This is a genomic window from Desulfotignum balticum DSM 7044 (assembly GCF_000421285.1).
Lineage (GTDB): Bacteria > Desulfobacterota > Desulfobacteria > Desulfobacterales > Desulfobacteraceae > Desulfotignum > Desulfotignum balticum.
The window spans coordinates 248,444-265,316 of the sequence record NZ_ATWO01000001.1 but is presented as its reverse complement, the minus strand read 5'-3'; the positions used below and the strand labels follow the sequence as shown (position 1 = coordinate 265,316).

At 52.1% G+C, this 16,873-nt stretch carries 15 protein-coding genes; 3 read left to right on the top strand and 12 right to left on the bottom strand.

Features of this window, described 5'->3' with window-relative positions; translation table 11 throughout:
• Positions 1–3: 3 nt before the first annotated feature.
• From K365_RS0101540 to K365_RS0101495, 10 genes are all read right to left on the bottom strand, one after another.
• Entirely contained in the window at positions 4–903 is a 900-nt protein-coding gene (locus K365_RS0101540; RefSeq protein ID WP_024333235.1) for a Rossmann-like and DUF2520 domain-containing protein, read from the bottom strand.
• Positions 890–1,681: a 3-methyl-2-oxobutanoate hydroxymethyltransferase gene (gene panB, locus K365_RS0101535; RefSeq protein WP_006967907.1), complete on the bottom strand. Its 792-nt coding sequence runs from the start codon at positions 1,679–1,681 to the stop codon at positions 890–892. The genes K365_RS0101540 and panB overlap by 14 nt, the downstream gene beginning before the upstream one ends.
• 83 nt (positions 1,682–1,764) lie before the next feature.
• Entirely contained in the window at positions 1,765–3,957 is a 2,193-nt protein-coding gene (locus K365_RS0101530) for an acetate--CoA ligase family protein (protein WP_024333234.1), read from the bottom strand.
• Positions 3,944–4,549 carry a TetR/AcrR family transcriptional regulator gene (locus K365_RS0101525; RefSeq protein ID WP_006967909.1) on the bottom strand — a complete coding sequence of 202 codons (606 nt, stop codon included), beginning with the start codon at positions 4,547–4,549 and terminating at the stop codon, positions 3,944–3,946. The genes K365_RS0101530 and K365_RS0101525 overlap by 14 nt, the downstream gene beginning before the upstream one ends.
• 209 nt (positions 4,550–4,758) lie before the next feature.
• Positions 4,759–5,193, bottom strand: coding sequence for a hotdog fold thioesterase (locus K365_RS0101520; protein ID WP_006967910.1), 435 nt, complete (start codon positions 5,191–5,193; stop codon positions 4,759–4,761).
• A 17-nt stretch (positions 5,194–5,210) separates the two neighbouring features.
• The gene (locus K365_RS26270; RefSeq protein WP_024333233.1) at positions 5,211–6,380 is read right to left on the bottom strand and encodes a divergent polysaccharide deacetylase family protein; all 1,170 of its coding nucleotides are present in this window, start codon (positions 6,378–6,380) and stop codon (positions 5,211–5,213) included.
• Complete coding sequence (locus K365_RS0101510; RefSeq protein WP_024333232.1) at positions 6,370–7,722, bottom strand: S41 family peptidase; 1,353 nt, start codon at positions 7,720–7,722, stop codon at positions 6,370–6,372. The genes K365_RS26270 and K365_RS0101510 overlap by 11 nt, the downstream gene beginning before the upstream one ends.
• 7 nt (positions 7,723–7,729) lie before the next feature.
• Positions 7,730–8,896, bottom strand: a complete 1,167-nt coding sequence (locus tag K365_RS26265; RefSeq protein ID WP_169432916.1) for a murein hydrolase activator EnvC family protein — start codon at positions 8,894–8,896, stop codon at positions 7,730–7,732.
• On the bottom strand, positions 8,863–9,738 hold the full coding sequence (gene ftsX / locus K365_RS0101500; RefSeq protein WP_024333230.1) for a permease-like cell division protein FtsX: 876 nt from the start codon (positions 9,736–9,738) through the stop codon (positions 8,863–8,865). Before ftsX ends, K365_RS26265 begins: the two co-directional genes overlap by 34 nt.
• Positions 9,739–9,760: 22 nt before the next feature.
• Positions 9,761–10,468 carry a cell division ATP-binding protein FtsE gene (locus tag K365_RS0101495; protein ID WP_024333229.1) on the bottom strand — a complete coding sequence of 236 codons (708 nt, stop codon included), beginning with the start codon at positions 10,466–10,468 and terminating at the stop codon, positions 9,761–9,763.
• A 201-nt stretch (positions 10,469–10,669) separates the two neighbouring features.
• Between K365_RS0101495 and K365_RS0101490 the strand changes: the two genes are divergently transcribed.
• Entirely contained in the window at positions 10,670–11,458 is a 789-nt protein-coding gene (locus K365_RS0101490; protein ID WP_024333228.1) for a TatD family hydrolase, read from the top strand.
• A gap of 10 nt (positions 11,459–11,468) precedes the next feature.
• Here the strand turns inward: K365_RS0101490 and K365_RS0101485 are convergent, their stop codons facing one another.
• On the bottom strand, positions 11,469–12,662 hold the full coding sequence (locus tag K365_RS0101485) for a vWA domain-containing protein (protein WP_024333227.1): 1,194 nt from the start codon (positions 12,660–12,662) through the stop codon (positions 11,469–11,471).
• Between the two features lie 12 nt (positions 12,663–12,674).
• Positions 12,675–13,526, bottom strand: coding sequence for an AAA family ATPase (locus K365_RS0101480; RefSeq protein WP_006967918.1), 852 nt, complete (start codon positions 13,524–13,526; stop codon positions 12,675–12,677).
• Positions 13,527–13,757: 231 nt separating this feature from the next.
• On the opposite strand from K365_RS0101480, the gene tatA reads away from it, so the two are divergent.
• Positions 13,758–13,943 (top strand): twin-arginine translocase TatA/TatE family subunit, encoded by a 186-nt coding sequence (gene tatA / locus K365_RS0101475; RefSeq protein WP_006967919.1) that lies wholly within the window; start codon positions 13,758–13,760, stop codon positions 13,941–13,943.
• A gap of 302 nt (positions 13,944–14,245) precedes the next feature.
• Complete coding sequence (glnD, locus tag K365_RS0101470) at positions 14,246–16,873, top strand: [protein-PII] uridylyltransferase (protein WP_236609996.1); 2,628 nt, start codon at positions 14,246–14,248, stop codon at positions 16,871–16,873.

Here is a 16,873-nt window from a genome sequence, read left to right as displayed (position 1 = left end):
ACGTCAGTCAGACGTTTTTTTCAACAGATCCGTCAGTTTCGGGTCAGCGGCCCGGGGAAAATCCGGTCTCATTCTGGCGATCTCCAGCGTGTGCTGACCCAGCAGCCGGTAAAGATCTGAATATCGGGGCATTTTTTTATCAATATCAGCCAGGTGCCGGGCGATGATCGTTTCATCGCCCCGGACCACCGGGCCGGTCAGGGCATTGACACTGCCCTGGGACGCAATATTGCCCAAAGTGCCCTGGATCAAAGGCGCCAGAATATCAAAGGCCTTGTCCGGGGCCAGACCGGCACTTCCCAGCAGGGTCAGGGCAAAATGCGCCACCGTCACCAGATAATTGGAGGCCACCACAGCAGCGGCATGGTACAGGGTTTTGGCATCTGTGGGGATGGTAAAGGGCCGGGCCTTCAACTGGGTCACGATTTGCTGACCCATGGTCTGTGCCCGATCCGTGCCCTCGATGGATATATTGATCCCTTGAAACGGGGATGACGCATCCGGTGCATACGGCACAAACGACTGAAGCGGGTGAAGCGATCCCGTGGCAGCCCCTTTTTCCCGGGCCGACGACAGAATATCCGATGACAGGGCCCCGGACAGATGAAACACCACACTGTGCGCATCAAATCCTTTGGCCGCCGCCACCTGGTCACAAACCGGTTTGATCTGGACATCCGGCGTGGCAATAAATATCAGATCACAGTCTCTGGCTGCTTTTGCCGGATCATTGAACACGGTCCCGCCCTGGACCCAGTCCTTTGCTTTCTGGGCCGAGTCCCGGGTTCTGCTGACAAATGCCCCGGGACAATATCCCTGGCGTGCCAGAAACACCGCCAGGTTGATGCCCACCCGGCCGCAACCGATGATGCAGAACCGTTTTGGGGCTTTATTTGTATTCATATTCATCCGAGGGAAACCGGCCCTGCTGCACCTCTTCAATATAGTCGGCCACTCCTTTTCCCGCCGCAGCGGCCAGATCCGCATATTTTTTCACGAATTTGGGCAGAAACCGGTCATTGATTCCCAGCATGTCATGGAGTACCAGCACCTGACCATCACAATGGGGACCGGCCCCGATACCGATGGTGGGGATTTTCAACGCCTGGGTGATCTTTTCAGATATGGGAGACGGAATTCCTTCCAGCACCACGGAAAACGCACCGGCCGCTTCCACATCCTTTGCATCTTTCAGCAGCCGCTCCTCGTCCCGCTGTACCCTGAAACCGCCCATCTGGTGAACCGACTGGGGTGTCAGGCCGATATGGGCCTGCACCGGAATCCCGGCTTTGGCCAGTGCCGTGATCACCGGACACACGTCAGCCCCGCCCTCCAGTTTTACGGCAGACGCCCCGGCTTCCTTTAAAAACCGGCCGGCGTTCTGAACCGCATCATTCAAAGCGCCCTGATAGGACATAAACGGCATGTCTCCGATCACCAAAGCCCGTTGACAGGCCCGGGCCACCATGGCCGTATGATACAGCATCTCATTCATGGTCACGGGCAATGTCGTTTCTCTGCCCTGGACCACCATGCCCAGAGAATCCCCCACCAGAATGGAATCAATACCGGCCTGGTCCAGTATTCTTGCAAAAGGATAGTCATACGCGGTCAATGTGGTGATTTTTTTCCCCTGCTGTTTCATTTTCATAAACGTGGCTGTGGTTATCTGGGATGGCATGGACGTTTCTCCTGAAATTTCGGGTTCACAATTGTATTATCACACCTTAGAACAAAACCGGATAAGTTTCAACCGGGATCTTTTTACCCTTGTTTGTGGCGCCATTCCTGGTATTGATGCATGGCAGACAGACATTTTACCGCCCGTTCCGGAGAAGCGAAAAACACGCCTTTGTAATCCAGATCATCGAACCGGTAAAGGGTTTTGCTGGCGCCATCCGTCAACAGGCTCACTCCTAGCACCGGCTTGTTGTATGTATGGGTCATCTGCACCACAAACCGGGTGTAATCTTCTTCGATTTCCAGCACGACCTGTTTGAAATTCGCCACCTGATCTGCAGTGATGGACGGGTCGGTATTGGAAACCGATTGAACCATATTGTTGACCAGGACCCGTTTGCCGTGGATTCCCAGGTGAATGACCGCATCACACCCGTCCCATTTGAGCAGTTCTTCCAGACAATTTTTAGAAATATCCGGGTTTCCTTCTCCCACGATATCCACGGGATTGCCATGGCTCCAGAAATCGGGCAGTACCCTGTTCAGTCTGTCGATAATCTCTTCAGGCAGCGGCGGCACAATCAGCCCGTGCTCCGCACAAAGGTCGGCAGCAACCACGCCCCAGCCCCCCCCCAACGTCATGATGGCCACCCGGTTGCCTGAGGGCAGCGGCAGCGAGGAAAACACCGCAGACAGATCCAGCAGTTCCAGAGGTTGTTCCACCTGGATAATACCGGACTGCCGGCAGGCGGCGTCAAATACTTTTGCATTCGATGCCATGGCACCGGTATGACTGGCGGCCGCCTGTTTTCCCTGCTCGGTGCGGCCTCCTTTTAGCACCACCACCGGTTTTTTCTGCGATACCCGCCGGGCACTGTTGAAAAACCGCCGGCCATCTTTGACACTTTCGATATACAGCACCACGGTGCGGGTCAATGCATCGATTTCAAAGGCTTCCATGTAATCCTCGATGGTGACCATGGCTTCATTACCGGATCCGGAAAAAGCCCGGATACCGATATCCTGCTGTTCAGCAAACGCCAGCAGCTGGGTCCCCATATTCCCGGACTGACACACCAGGGCCGTGGACCCGGGCAGCGGATACGCATGGGCCGCAGTGCAGTAAAGCTGTACATGGGGATTACACAGCCCCATGGTGTTGGGTCCCAGCACCAGAATACCGGCTTGTGCCGCAGCATCCACCACCTCTTTTTCCAGGGCCGCCCCTGTTTCTCCCACTTCCCGGAACCCGGAGGTGACCAGCAGCATGCCTTTGACGTTTTTGGCAGCCAGCTCGGGGATCAGTCCTTTGACATGCCGGGCCGGCACGGTCACCACGGCCAGGTCCACATCTTCAGGAATATCTGATACCGACCGGAATACCGGCCGGCCCATGATAGGCGCTCCCTTGGGATTCACCAGATAGATCCGGCCTTTGTAATCCCGGGACAGGGTGTTGGTGGGCAGCATATGGCCCCATTTGCCGATGGTGGCCGATGCCCCCACAAAAGCGATGGTTTCCGGATAAAAACAGGCGCCCAGGGTTTTCAGATCTACCGGGTGCCGGAAAATTTCTGTTTTTTGAACGTGTTGAAGGGCAATCAGCCCATCCACGGCCACCGGCCGGCCGTCCGGCGCAATGATTAAAGGATTGATATCGATTTCCCGAATTTCCGGCCGGGAAAGCGCCAGATCTGAAAGTCCTTTTAAAACCGTTTTCAATGTCTGCAAATCACAGGGGGATTCTCCCCGGAATGCGTTGAGCAGCTCAGCACCGGGAAAGGAAGTCAGCATGTCGTCCATATCCGCATCCGTCAACGGCGCGATCTTGAACACCACCGCCTTAATTGCTTCGGTAAAGATGCCCCCCAGACCGAACATAACCACCGGCCCGAACTGGGGATCCCTGAACATACCGGCCACCAGCTCTCTTTTTCCCTGGACCATGGGCTGTACCAGAAATCCTTCCAGGTCCTTGCCGGCCTGATCTGTCATTTTCCGGGCCGCCGTCTCAATCTGCGCAGCCGTGGCCAGACCCGGACAGACCAGCCCGGCTTCGGTTTTATGCAAAATCGTTGAACCAAATCCTTTGAGAACCACGGGAAATCCAAGTTCACGGGCTGCATCCGCTGCTTTTTGTGCGGTTTTTACTGCAATTTCCGAAACCACGGGCATGCCGGCCGCCTTGAAAATCCGTTTGGCATCGGCTTCCGTGAGTGCAGACTGATTATTTTGGGCTGCGGCCGCCAGAATCGCGTCAATTTCAATGACATCCATGATGTTTCACTCCGTTGAATATAATGTCCACAATGCCGCCGGCTGCGGCGGTCACATCCATTTTTTTGTCAAATATCACCTGTTTGAGGCAAGTGTGCTCAATGGCCCCGAGAATGACCTTTTGCAACAAAAAAGGATCCATGTCCGGCCGAAGTTCCCCTGTTTCCATGCCTTCCCGGATGATATCCAGAATGGTTCTTGCATATATTTTCACCATGGCATAGGCCCCGGACTCAAAATAGGACAGGGAATTGCGCACTTCCAGCAGCAGGATCCGGGCCAGTACCCGGTTGTGGGTATAGCTGTCCAGGCTGGCAAAAATAATGGCTTCCAGCTTCCCGATACAGGTCTGTTTTTCCTGGATACCGGCTTCAATTCCGGCCTGAAACGCGGCGAAATGCTGATGCAGCACCTGATGGAGCAGGTCTTTTTTGTCCGTGAAATATTTATAGATCAACCCTTCGGTCACCCCGGCATTCCCGGCGATCTCCGCTGTGGTAATGGACTGGAAATCCTTGGTTTCCATGAGACGGGAAAACGCGGTCATGATCTTTATTTTTCCCGGCGGACCGGTTCTGGCGGGTGTTTTCATTATGCCTGCCCTTCTTTTAGTCGTGTTTCCAGCCAAAGGTGAGTGAAACTTACTTACAAAACATCGATCTGTCAAGCCTTGATTTAAATACCAGGTGAGTATTGGATGTTGGCCGATGGCGGGGGCGGGCTCTTGCCATGATTGCCCCTGTCCTTTGCCATTTGACAACGGGCATGCCGAAAAACCGGCAGGGATTCCGCCGATCCCGGCTATTCCGGCTGTACCACCGGCATCACTGCCATGGTAAGCCGGGACACACACACGGGTTCACCCGCCTCATTTTCAATAATGATGTCCCAGACATGGGTGGTGCGGCCCAGATGCACCGGCCGGACCGTGCCGATCACTTTTCCTTTGCGCACCTGCTTGAGATGGTTGGCGGTAATCTGAAGTCCCACGGAATAATGATCCGAGTCCAGGGCCAGATACGATGCCACGCTGCCCAGGGTTTCAGCCAGCACCACGGACGCGCCGCCATGCAGTATCCCCATGGGCTGAATGGTGCGGTGATCCACGGGCATGGCCGCACAGATAAAATCCGGCCCGAATTCAGTAAATTCAATGCCCATATGGCCCACAATGGTTTGATCGATGACCGGTGCAAACGGTGCCAGATTCAAAGGTTGTTTCCAGATCTGCGTCATTGGTTTCTCCTTGTCGATCAGCCGGGGATCATCACCATCCGGCTGGCAGGTACAATTTTAAATTCCCCTTTGATTTTGGACAGTTCAGCTTTCAGGGTTTTCAGGGTGGCGGGATAGGGATGACCAATACCGATGGCACTGCCATGTTTTCTGGCAATTTTTTTCAACTGGGCAAACTGGCCGGTAATATAGGCTTGTTCCTGAATATTGTCTAAAAACACATCCCGTTCACTGAAGCGTATCTGAAGCAGGCGGGCTGCTGCCCGGCATTGTGATTTGGGTGCGGTCATGGAATCAACAAAGAACAGATTTCTTTTCTTTAGAATGGTAAATACCTGATACATCTGGCCGGCTTCGGCGGTCAGCCGGGAGCCCATATGGTTGTTGACCCCGGATGCCCCGGGCACATCATCGATGTTTTTTTCCAGTTGCGCAATGAGCATATCCGGAGACATGCTTGTGAGCAAGGCCCCGGGCCCGGGATTCACATCCGGATACTGGACCGGTTCCATGGGCAGATGCAGCATGATCAGCGCCCCTTTTTCCCTGAGTATTCCTGCAATAGCCCGGCCATGGGGAGACCAGGGAAGAATAGAGAAACTGATATCGGGTTCCAGTGCATACAGGGCCATGGCCATCTTTTGATCATATCCGATATCATCGATAATCAGGGCGATTTCATACAGGCCATCACCGCTTTCCGGAACCCGACGATGATCGGCTCCGGTTCGGGGAGGTGGCACGGTTTCTTCAAACACTTCATACAGGACCGGATGCCCGTTTTTTTCCATCAGCCCGGACTGCGGTGCGATATGATCCGCGTCCCGGGTCTCTTTGACCGCTTTGGAAGGCGGTTTTGGAAGCGGTGTTTTTTTGGGAGCATCTGTTTTTTCAGGCGGCAGCTTGGTTCGGGTTGCTGTGTTTTCCAAGCCAGATGGCACGGGTTGGCGGATCAGCAGATCCGCCACCATGGCCCCGGTCAGACACACCGCCACCAGTACCATCAATCCGATCCCGATCTTTTTCAATTGAGACCTCAGATCGGTTTGTGTTTTTTTGCCGCTTTTGCGCCTGGACCCGGTTGATTTTTTTTTCCCGGCCGGTTTTTTGGCAGTTGCTGTTTTTTTGCCAGCTGCTGTTTTTTTGGCACCCGCTGTTTTCCGGGAAGCGGTTTTTTTACTTGTCATTGAGATTACTGAACACCCCGTAACTGATCAGAATATCCAGGGCCCGTTTTACCTGAACATCCTGAAGAAGCTCGGCTGATTCCTTGATCTGACGCTGTTGTTCAGATACATCCGGAACGGTTTCTTCCGAAGAGGTTTCTTCCGAAGAGGTCTCTTTTGCATCTTCTTCGGGCATCAGGCTGTGCGGCAGATCTTTTTCCTTTATCATCCGGTCGAACACAGAGGCTTTTTTCCGGGTTTGTTCCAGAATCCCGGAATCCACCTCGATATCCGGCTGGATTCCTTTGGCCTGAATGGAACGGCCGTTGGGCGTGTAGTATCTGGCAATGGTATATTTCAACCCATATCCATCCTTCAGAGGTCGAACCGTCTGGACCGACCCTTTCCCAAAAGACGGTGTTCCCAGAATCAATGCCCGGGCATGATCCTGCAATGCACCGGCCACAATTTCCGATGCTGAGGCAGACCCGCCGTTGATCAGCACGACAATGGGGTAATCTTTATCAAACCGGTCCGAATGGGCCTGATAGTCCTGGTTGTCTTTCTGATCCCGACCCTTGATGGAAACAATCGTCCCGGCATTTAAAAAGAAATCCGCCATCTTGATGGCCTGGTCCAGCAGTCCCCCGGGATTGTCCCGCAGGTCAATCACAAGCCCTTTCAAAGGAGCGGCTTCTGCTTCAAGTGCTTCCAGCTGTCGCCCCATCTCTTCATGGGTGTTCATCCGAAAATTGGTCACCCGGACATATCCGTATCCTGGAGTCAGTACGGCCGACCGGACGCTGGTCATGGGAATCAGATCCCGTTTCAGGGAAAAGGTCAGGGGTGCGGGTTCATCTTCCCGGATAACGGTAATCATGACTTCTTCATGCCGGGGACCGCGCATCCGATTCACCGCTTCCCACAATGCCATGCCTTTGGTGGATTCGCCATCGATCTTGACAATGATATCCCCGGCATAAATCCCGGCATCATACGCCGGGGTTCCTTCAATGGGAGACACCACCGTTAAAATGCCGTCTTGGAGCGTAATCACAATACCGATCCCTGAAAACTCCCCTTTGGTATCATCTTGAAGGTCTTCAAAGGCCTGGGGCGGCATAAAGCTGGAATGGGGATCCAGATTCTCCACCATCCCTTTGATGGCGTTGTGTATCAGGGTGTCTGCATCCACGTCCTCCACATAATTTCTTTCCAGCTCTTCGAGAACCGCCACAAACAGCTTCAATGATTCATAAGGGGGATCGGTCTCGGCATGGGCCGGCGGGACAAAAAGACATATCAGCCCCAGGAACAATAAGGTTCCAAGGCATTTTGGAAAGGATAAACATCGAATTGTCATGACTTTTTTATGCTCCTTTTTTTAACCATTTCAAGGGATCCACCGGTTTGCCATGATGCCTGAGCTCAAAATGAAGACACACGCCTTTCAGAGATCCGGTATCACCTAAGGTGGCGATCACTTCACCGGCATCCACGCCATCACCTTTTTTCTTGAACATTTCCTGTAAATGGGCATACAGGGTATAATAATTTTCTCCATGGTTGATGATAACCATATTGCCATACCCTTTCAGCCATTCAGCAAAGATGACATTGCCCCTGAAAACGGACCGGACCGGTTCACCCTGTTTTCCTCTTATATCAATTCCGCTCTGAAAAGTGAAGGATTTGTAATCACCGGACTGTGTGATACCGAACCGGGAGATGATTTTTCCCGCCACCGGCGGCATCAGGCGGCCTTTCTGGCGGGAAAACACCATCATATCCGGGTCGGACTTTCTGTGTTTTTCAAAACCGGCTATCTGCCGGTCCAGCGCATCTGCTGATTCTTTCAAGGATGCCAGGGCCGCATGGGCCATTTTTTTCTGATTCTGGACGGCATGCAGAATGGTTTGTTTTTTTTCAGACGTCCGGGTCATGATCTGGATCTCTTGGGCCAGATCATGCTCAAGCTTATCCATGGCGGCTTTCTGTTCCGTCATCTGGGCTTCAAGGGCCTTTATTTGAGACAGGTCCCTGTTCAAATTGCCGATGATTTCATAATCCGCGTCCACCACCTGTTCCATAGCCCGGCGGTTCACCAGAAAATCGAACACCGTGGCCGGCCGTGTCATCATGTTCAGGCGGCCTGCCGCATGCATCCGGTAAAGCGCAGCCAGACGATTTTGAGCATATGTCCGACGGTCATCGATCCGGCGGGACAGGTCCTGCCGGTCCGCCTGGAGGGCCGCCATGTTTTTTTCCAGTTCACTGATCCGGGATGACAGCATCTTCACCCGGATTCGGGCCTGATTCAGACGGTAATCAATTGTATCCAGATCCTGGATCAACCGGGTTTCCTTTTGGGAAAACTCACGAACCCGGGATTCTTCCCCGTGCATGCGGGTTTCAATATTTTGCTTTTCCTGTGTCAGAGAATCCACCGTGTTTGCCGGCAACCCGGCCGGCAGGCCGCATATCAAACCGCCTGACACCAGAATTATTTTAACAGTTGTCTTAAGGAAAGATAACACCCGAACCATCCTAAAAATGTACTGACAACCCAGATTCCCCCCATGGCCGTAACAGAAAGAAACCGGACATCCAGATGAAACAGATTCCCCATGCTTTGGGAAATGCCCGAACATGCGGCCAGATAGGCCGCAAAAAGTATCATCAATCCCAGAATGCCGCCCACGGCTCCCTGTATCAGCCCGGTCACATAAAACGGCATTTTGATAAACCGGTCCGTCGCCCCCACCAGCCGCATGATCTCCACTTCCGACTGCCGGGAATGAAACACCAGCCGCACCGTGCTGGCAGTGATAAAAAAGGCGATCAGTAAAAACAGCGCACACACGACATACCCGATCAGCCGGAACAATTGAAATAAATCAAGCATCCGGGCCAGCCACTTTTGGTTGTATTCCACGCTCTCCACCAGATCCAGGGACTCGATCTGCCGGACAACGGCGGCCACGGGTTCAAACCCCGCCCGGGTCTGTATTCGAATTTCAAACGCATGGGGCAACGGATTTTCTTTCAGCGTATCCAGAAATCGGGTGGACTCGGCCATCTGGTTTTTCAGACGCGCCAGGGCCTGGTCTTTTGAAACAAATGTGACTTGAACAACCCCGTCCATATGTGTGATGGCCGATGCCAGCTCCGGGCGCATCTGTGTGGAAAATTCAGGCACCAGATACACCATGGCCCGGCCTTCCTGATTCCAGCCGTCCATGATCCGGCCCAGGTTTTCAAAAACCAGCAGACACAATGAGACCATCAGAATGGACAACGAAATCGTCACCATGGTGATCAGATTTAAAAACCGGTTGGATCGGATATCTGCCAAAGCTTTTTGAAAATAACGGATCATGACATACACGGTCCCTTTTGCTTCATGTGGCGTATGGTTCCAGGCGGGTGGCGGATATCAGCCGGCCTTTTTCCAGCACAATGCTTCGGCCCGTCACCACGGTCTGCAATTGCTGAAGATGATGGCTGGCCACCAGAATCGTGCCCCCTTTTTTGTGGTATGCCAAAAGGATCTCCAGTACCCGCCGGGCAGACACCTGATCCAGGCTGCCCGTTGGCTCATCCGCCAGAATGATATCCGGATCTCCGGCCACGGCCCGGGCCACGGCCACCCGCTGCTGCTCGCCTCCGGACAGGGTGGGCGGCAGCATATGGGCTTTTTTTTCCATACCCGTGATCCTGAGCACATGCCTGACTTTTTTTCTGATAAATGACGGGTTTTTCCCGGCCACCTCCAGCGCTAACGCCACATTGTCAAACACCGTCAGTGTGGGGATCAGTTTGAAATCCTGAAACACCATGCCGAACCGCCGCCGCAAAAAAGGCAGCCGGGCCGGCGATATCCTGGAAAGATTCATGCCATCAATGAGAATCTGCCCGTCAGACAAGGTTTCTGCCAGGTACAGCACTTTGAGCAGCGTGGATTTCCCGGCACCGGACGGTCCGGAGATAAACACGAACTCACCGGGCTCAATGTCCAGGGACACATTGTGCAATGCCGGTTTGCCCCCATAGTGTTTGGTGACATTGAACAGCCGGATAATGGCGTTTTTTCCCGTGTCCAGGTTCATGATCTTTCCAATCCATCCGTGTTTGAATTGACACACCCCCACGTCCCTTTGATTGACTGAGGCCGAATTTACTGATATATACAGAATGTGTCAAGGAGTGCTGAAAACAGTTTTTCTTACACCCAAGCCTTCACTGGACCCGTAACCCGGCTTCTTCCAAACAGTGAAGGCTTTGTATTTAAAGCCATAAGGATACCTGTGATGATATTATTTGACTCTCACTGCCATATTGATGACCCTTGTTTTGAGCAAGACATGGATGCCATGTTTGAACGGGCACGCAACGCCGGGGTCCTTGCCATGACCATTGCCGGGGTGAATGCGGATATGACCCGGAAAGCCATAGATATTGCCGCCCGATATGACAATGTCATTACCGCCGTGGGGATTCATCCCCATGATGCGGCCCATTGCGCCCCGGACATCCTGGACGGTCTGATTTGCCTGGCAAAAGAAAACGGCTGTGTCAAGGCCTGGGGGGAGACCGGGCTGGATTTCAACCGCATGTTTTCCCCTCAAAAAGATCAGGAAACCTGCCTCAAAGCCCAGCTGGCCATTGCCGGAGAACTGGACCTGCCGTTGATTTTTCATGAGCGCGATTCCATGGGCCGGTTTTATGAGATTATCAAATCAGAGGGTCCGGCCTCCAGAAAAGGGGTGGTCCACTGTTTTTCCGGCACCCGCACAGAGATGTTCCAATACCTGGACTTAGGATATCATATCGGCATCACCGGGATTCTGACCATCCAGAAGCGGGGCCGGCTGCTCCGGGAGCTGGCGCCGTTGATTCCGGAAGACCGGATTCTCATTGAAACCGACGCCCCCTATCTGACCCCGGCCCCCCAGAAAAATAAAGTCCGCCGCAATGAGCCGGCTTTTGTGGCATCCGTGCTGACCACCCTGGCCCGGGTCCGGAACCAGGACCCCGAAGACCTGGCCGTTACTATTTTCAACAATACCAACCGGTTTTTCAGCACAAATTTTACCTGACCCGCTTCATCTAATCTTTGGCCATCAATTTTGTCACCGCTTTTTCCAGGCCGTCCAAAGACAGCTCAAACATGGGGAAAATGGTATTGATGGTCATAATGGTGTGCGTATACCCCCACATGGATTCCGGCACCGGGTTGAGCCAGATGCTGTGGGGAAAAGTTTGAGCCAGAAATCTGAGCTGCTCGATACTGGGCCGGCCGCTGCGCTCACTGATATGAATGGAACCGTCATGGGCCATCAGCTCATAGGGTGCCATGCTGGCATCCCCCACAATGACCAGCCGGGTTTCCGGGTCATTCCGGGTGAATTCCACAATTTTTTTGGGTTTCTTATACCGGGCCGGGTCCTCCCACACATAATCGTAAATGGTGTTGTGGAAAAAATAGGTCTTGATCTCCTTGAACTGAGCCCTGGCATAATCAAACAGGGTCTGAACGATATCGATGTGCGGATCCATGGACCAGCCCCCGTTGTCTATGGCCAGAATCACCTTGAGCCGGTCCTTGAGGGCCCGGTCAAACACCAGTTCGATCTCCCCGGCGTTGCGCATGGTTTCTCTGATAGTCTCATCCACATTCACCTGATCTTTGGGTCCGGCCGGCACCAGGTTGCGCAGCCGTTTCAAGGCTTCGCCGATATTGGCCTGGGTCAATGGGCCGGTCGTGGAGTAATCCTTGTACCGTCGCTCATTGGCCACCTTGACCGCGGATTTGTTCAATGACTGGCCGCCCACCCGCATGCCCCCTGGGTGATATCCGGAATGGCCCACCGGGGAATATCCGCCCGTGCCGATCCATTTGCCGCCCCCGTCATGACGTCCGTCCTGATCCTTGAGCCGTTTTTTGAAATACTCGATCAGCTCATCCGGCGTCATTTTATTGAGTTTGTCCTCATCGATGCCTAGTGCATCCGCCACCATTTTCGGATTTTTCAGCCATTCATCCAGCAATCCTCTGGCAATTTCATCGATCTCGAACCCCTCATCATCCGGTAAAGGAACCCCTTCAAAATGATGGGCAAACACCTGGTCATACAGATCAAAATACCGTTCACTTTTCACCAGAATGGCCCGGGCACAGGTATAAAAATCATCCAGACCGGCCACCATGCCGTTATACAGGGCTTTCTGCAACGTGAGAAATGCCGTGGGAGACACGGGGATGCCGACCTCTTTGAGGGTATAGAAAAATTTTACAAACATGGGGACAACCCCTTAAAACAAGCGTTTTCGGGACGTTAAATTCTGGGCACGTTCATAATCCGGACTTTTTTTGAACAATACGCCGAGAAACGGCAGTTTCCCGTTGATCAGGTCTTTCACCCGGAAATCCGGATCCGCATTCAGGGCTCTGATCCAGTTGATCAACTCCCTTGTGGCGGGTTTCTTTTCAATGCCGTCAATGTCCCGCATGCTGAAAAACGCCTTGATGGCGTTATCCGCCAGTTTTTCATCCAGATCCGGAAAATGCACATGAATGATCTTGCGCATCATCTTGGGATCCGGAAACGCGATATGATGGAAATTACACCGGCCCAGAAACGGGTCCGACAGGTCTTTTTTGGCATTGGACGTGATGATGATCACCGGCCGGTGAGCGGCCTTGACGGTCTGGTCGGTCTCAATGATATCGTACTGCATCTGGTCGAGCACATCGAGCATGTCATCCTGAAAATCGGTGTCTGCCTTGTCGATCTCGTCGATAAGCAGCACGGTGCGCCGGGCCGCCACAAACGCCTGTCCGATCTTGCCCATTTTGATATATTCATTGATATTGCTCACATCCCGTTTGGAATCCCCGAACCGGGAATCATTGAGCCGGGTTAAGGTATCATACTGATACAGGGCCTCCACCAGTTTCATGCTGGATTTCACGTTCAAAACGATCAGGGGCATATCCAGACTTTCCGCAATGGCATAGGCCAGCATGGTCTTGCCGGTGCCCGGCTCTCCTTTGAGGAGCAGCGGCATTTCCAGCCGCATGGATATATTGACAATGGAGGCCAGTTCCTGGTCCAGCACGTATTTGGTGGCGCCTTGAAATTCCTGGGTCATATTCTCATTCATGGGTCATTCTCTCCGAAAATCCAAAAGTTAAACGCATACACTGTAAAAATATGAAGCAAATCCTTTTTTTTCACAAGGAATTTATAAAAAATCCGGGTCTGCAAATCACTTAAAAACAAAAACGTAACTTTAATTTTAAGCCCGCAGATTCTAAACCATTGACACTGATGCGGCTTAGTGTTAAGAGATTTCAATTAATATTGACGGTCATGAAATAAATAGGAGAGTCCCATGATTGGTGGAATCGGAATGCCGGAACTGATAATTATCCTTGTCATCATCCTCATCATTTTTGGTGCGGGCAAACTGCCTGAAATCGGTGCCGGACTGGGCAAAGGGATAAAAAATTTCAAAAAAGCCACAAAAGAACCTCTGGAAGATACAGACAAAGAACCGGAGAAAATTGACAAAGAATAACCTGTTTTCCTGAAAATCTCTCTTCAATCTGACAGCCGGGCCGTTCTGTTACCCGGCTGCGCATCTATCCTCATTTTCCGGCACATCTTCTTAAAACAAGCATGAGACCGCACCCTTTTCCAAGACCTGTTCAACAAAAATGTAATTTCATTTGACCTTTAACAGACATTTTTGTTATTTAATACCTGCTGTGTATTTTTTTTGTTGAAATTATTTGGGAAATTCCCGAAACATGCGGGAGAACCGGTTACCGGATAAAGGATGGCACGACCGTTGCTTAGATTTCAAAGACCATGAAAACCGTGACACACATATCAAATACCCCGGTCCGTAAAATGCTGGAAAAAAAACGACATCTGGTCCAGCGGTTTCTGGCGGATCTCGAACCGGATCTTCTGGGCAATCTGACCCGGGTTCTGGATGAATATGTTTTCACTGTGTATGAAAAAAGCATTACGGCCCGGAAGATGGTCATTTCCGGCCAGTCGTTTGCGGTCATCGCTTTAGGCGGATACGGCAGAAAAGAACAATGCATTCACTCCGACATCGACCTGCTCATTCTTTTTGATGACACCGTGCCCCCGGAGGTTGAGGCATTTGTTCAGGAAATCGTCTATCCGCTGTGGGATGCCCGGTTTGAGGTCGGTTATGCGGTGCGCCATATGGATGAGTGCATTGACATGGCATTTGAGCGGTTTGATATCTTAACCACGGTCCTGGACGCCCGGTTTATCTGCGGCAATTCTCTGATCTACTCCCGGTTCATGGAAAAATTCAGGCACGGGCTTTCCACCCGGTATTACAAACAGACCCTGGATTATCTGTTCAAACACGGCATCAAACGGCTGGAAAATTTTGGGGATTCCACCTTTCTGGTCACCCCGGATCTGAAATCCGGATTCGGCGGATTGCGGGATTACCACACCCTGCTGTGGTACGCCAAAATTAAATCCAATATCAAGGAACGCCGGGATCTGGAATATTACGGGTTTCTGTCTCATTTTGAATACCGGGCCCTGGATAAAGCATTGAATTACATCTGGCGGATCAGAAACTGGCTTCACCATATCACGGGCCGCAAATGCGACACCCTTCATTTTGAGTATCAGACGGAAATGGCGGAACGGCTCAACTACACCAATCAGGGCGGGCAGCCGGATGTGGAGATCTTTCTGGGAGATCTGCATGCAAAAATGGAATTCCTCAAGCAGATCAATCAGATCACGTTTGAAGACATCCTGACCAGCAGCCGCATCAGAAAGGAATCCGCCACACCCCGATTGACCCAAACCAGCGGACTGATCATCCGCAGGCGCCGGCTGTATTTTGCCAATACCGTGGTCATTCTCCAACGTCCGGAACTGCTGCTCAAAATTTTTCTGGAAAGCGGCCGGCGCAGGATTCCCCTGTCCATTGAAGCCAGACGCGTGGTGTCGGAATTCCTTCATCTGGTGGATGATGACATCCGGTCAGACCCGGACAACATCAAAATCTTCAAACAGATCCTGGCCCTGTCCTTCTGGGAGTTCAACGTGCTGAACGTGATGCTGTCCACCGGCATACTGGAACAGATCATCCCGGAATATCATGCCATCCGCAATAAAATTCAATACAATCACTATCATCTGTTCCCCGTGGACAAACACTCCATCCGCTGTGTCCAGGTGATCAACAGCTTCAGGGAACCGGGCACGGACATCAACACCAGCCTGTATGCCAATGTCTACAAGGAAATCAGAAACAAAAATCTGTTGCGGGTCACGGCCCTGCTCCATGATATCGGCAAATCCGATCCGGCTAAAGAACATTCCAACACCGGGGCTGAGATTGCCCGTCCCATTCTGGAACGGCTGGGATTCAAACCGGCTGAAACGGCTGATGCCCAGTTTTTGATCCGCCATCACCTGCTGCTGGCCAAAACCGCCACCCGCAGGGATGTGTTTGATGAGGAAACCGCTGTATATACTGCGGATAAAGTGGGCAAAATCCGGCTGCTGCGCATGCTGTTTCTGCTCACTGTGGCAGACTCCATGGCCACCGGCCCCAAAGCCTGGAACGAATGGACGGAAAACCTGATAAAAGATCTGTTCATGAAAACCATGCGCATTCTGAAAACCGGTGAACTGGCATCCAGAAAAGCCCAGCGTTTGATTCAACGCAAAAAAGAAGAAGTGACGGCTCTGCTGGGAGATATCTGGCAGGAAACAGATACATCCAAACAATTGGATGCCTTGTCAAAGCGCTATCTGCTCAATATGCCGGCCATTCATATCGCCGATCACATCAAACTGTATCAGAACCTGGGCAACCGGCAGTTTATCTGGCAGATTTCCCATGAAGATGACTCGGATATCCGTACAATATCCATCTGCGGCCGGGAAAAACCCGGATTTTACTCCAAAATCGCCGGCGTGTTTTTTCTCAACCGCATCAATATTGTGGCCTCCCAGGCATATCCTTTAGGAGACACCCATATTCTGGATATCTTCAAGGTCATGGCGCCCAGTGACCGGATCTTTGAAAAAGAAAAATGGGAAAAAGCAAAAAAGGATCTGTCCCAGGCGCTGGCGGATGATCATTTTCTGGATAAAGTGGTGGAGAAAATCCCGTCGCACATCACCATTGCTTCGGGCAGGCGCCCCGAACCCAACCAGGTGCGCATCGACAATGACACATCCAGCTTTTTCACCATTATTGAAGTGTTGACCTATGATTTTGCCGGCTTGCTGTTCACCATCACCAACACCCTTTACCGCTGCGGTGTCAATGTGAATGTGGCCATGGTGGGAAGCAAGGTGGATCAGATCATGGATATTTTCTATGTCCGGAGCCTGGAAGATGATCAGAAAATCCAGGATCCCGAAAAACTCAAACAGATTAAAACAGCCATATTGGATCGGCTCCCCCAGCTACATGCAAAGGAGGTATGA

Excerpts from the sequence above, each read along its gene's own strand:
- K365_RS0101540 (WP_024333235.1), bottom strand. The coding sequence starts at position 903 with ATGAATACAAATAAAGCCCCAAAACGGTTCTGCATCATCGGTTGCGGC.
- panB (WP_006967907.1), bottom strand. The coding sequence starts at position 1,681 with ATGCCATCCCAGATAACCACAGCCACGTTTATGAAAATGAAACAGCAG.
- K365_RS0101530 (WP_024333234.1), bottom strand. The coding sequence starts at position 3,957 with ATGGATGTCATTGAAATTGACGCGATTCTGGCGGCCGCAGCCCAAAAT.
- K365_RS0101525 (WP_006967909.1), bottom strand. The coding sequence starts at position 4,549 with ATGAAAACACCCGCCAGAACCGGTCCGCCGGGAAAAATAAAGATCATG.
- K365_RS0101520 (WP_006967910.1), bottom strand. The coding sequence starts at position 5,193 with ATGACGCAGATCTGGAAACAACCTTTGAATCTGGCACCGTTTGCACCG.
- K365_RS26270 (WP_024333233.1), bottom strand. The coding sequence starts at position 6,380 with ATGACAAGTAAAAAAACCGCTTCCCGGAAAACAGCGGGTGCCAAAAAA.
- K365_RS0101510 (WP_024333232.1), bottom strand. The coding sequence starts at position 7,722 with ATGACAATTCGATGTTTATCCTTTCCAAAATGCCTTGGAACCTTATTG.
- ftsX (WP_024333230.1), bottom strand. The coding sequence starts at position 9,738 with ATGATCCGTTATTTTCAAAAAGCTTTGGCAGATATCCGATCCAACCGG.
- K365_RS0101495 (WP_024333229.1), bottom strand. The coding sequence starts at position 10,468 with ATGAACCTGGACACGGGAAAAAACGCCATTATCCGGCTGTTCAATGTC.
- K365_RS0101490 (WP_024333228.1), top strand. The coding sequence starts at position 10,670 with ATGATATTATTTGACTCTCACTGCCATATTGATGACCCTTGTTTTGAG.
- K365_RS0101485 (WP_024333227.1), bottom strand. The coding sequence starts at position 12,662 with ATGTTTGTAAAATTTTTCTATACCCTCAAAGAGGTCGGCATCCCCGTG.
- K365_RS0101480 (WP_006967918.1), bottom strand. The coding sequence starts at position 13,526 with ATGAATGAGAATATGACCCAGGAATTTCAAGGCGCCACCAAATACGTG.
- tatA (WP_006967919.1), top strand. The coding sequence starts at position 13,758 with ATGATTGGTGGAATCGGAATGCCGGAACTGATAATTATCCTTGTCATC.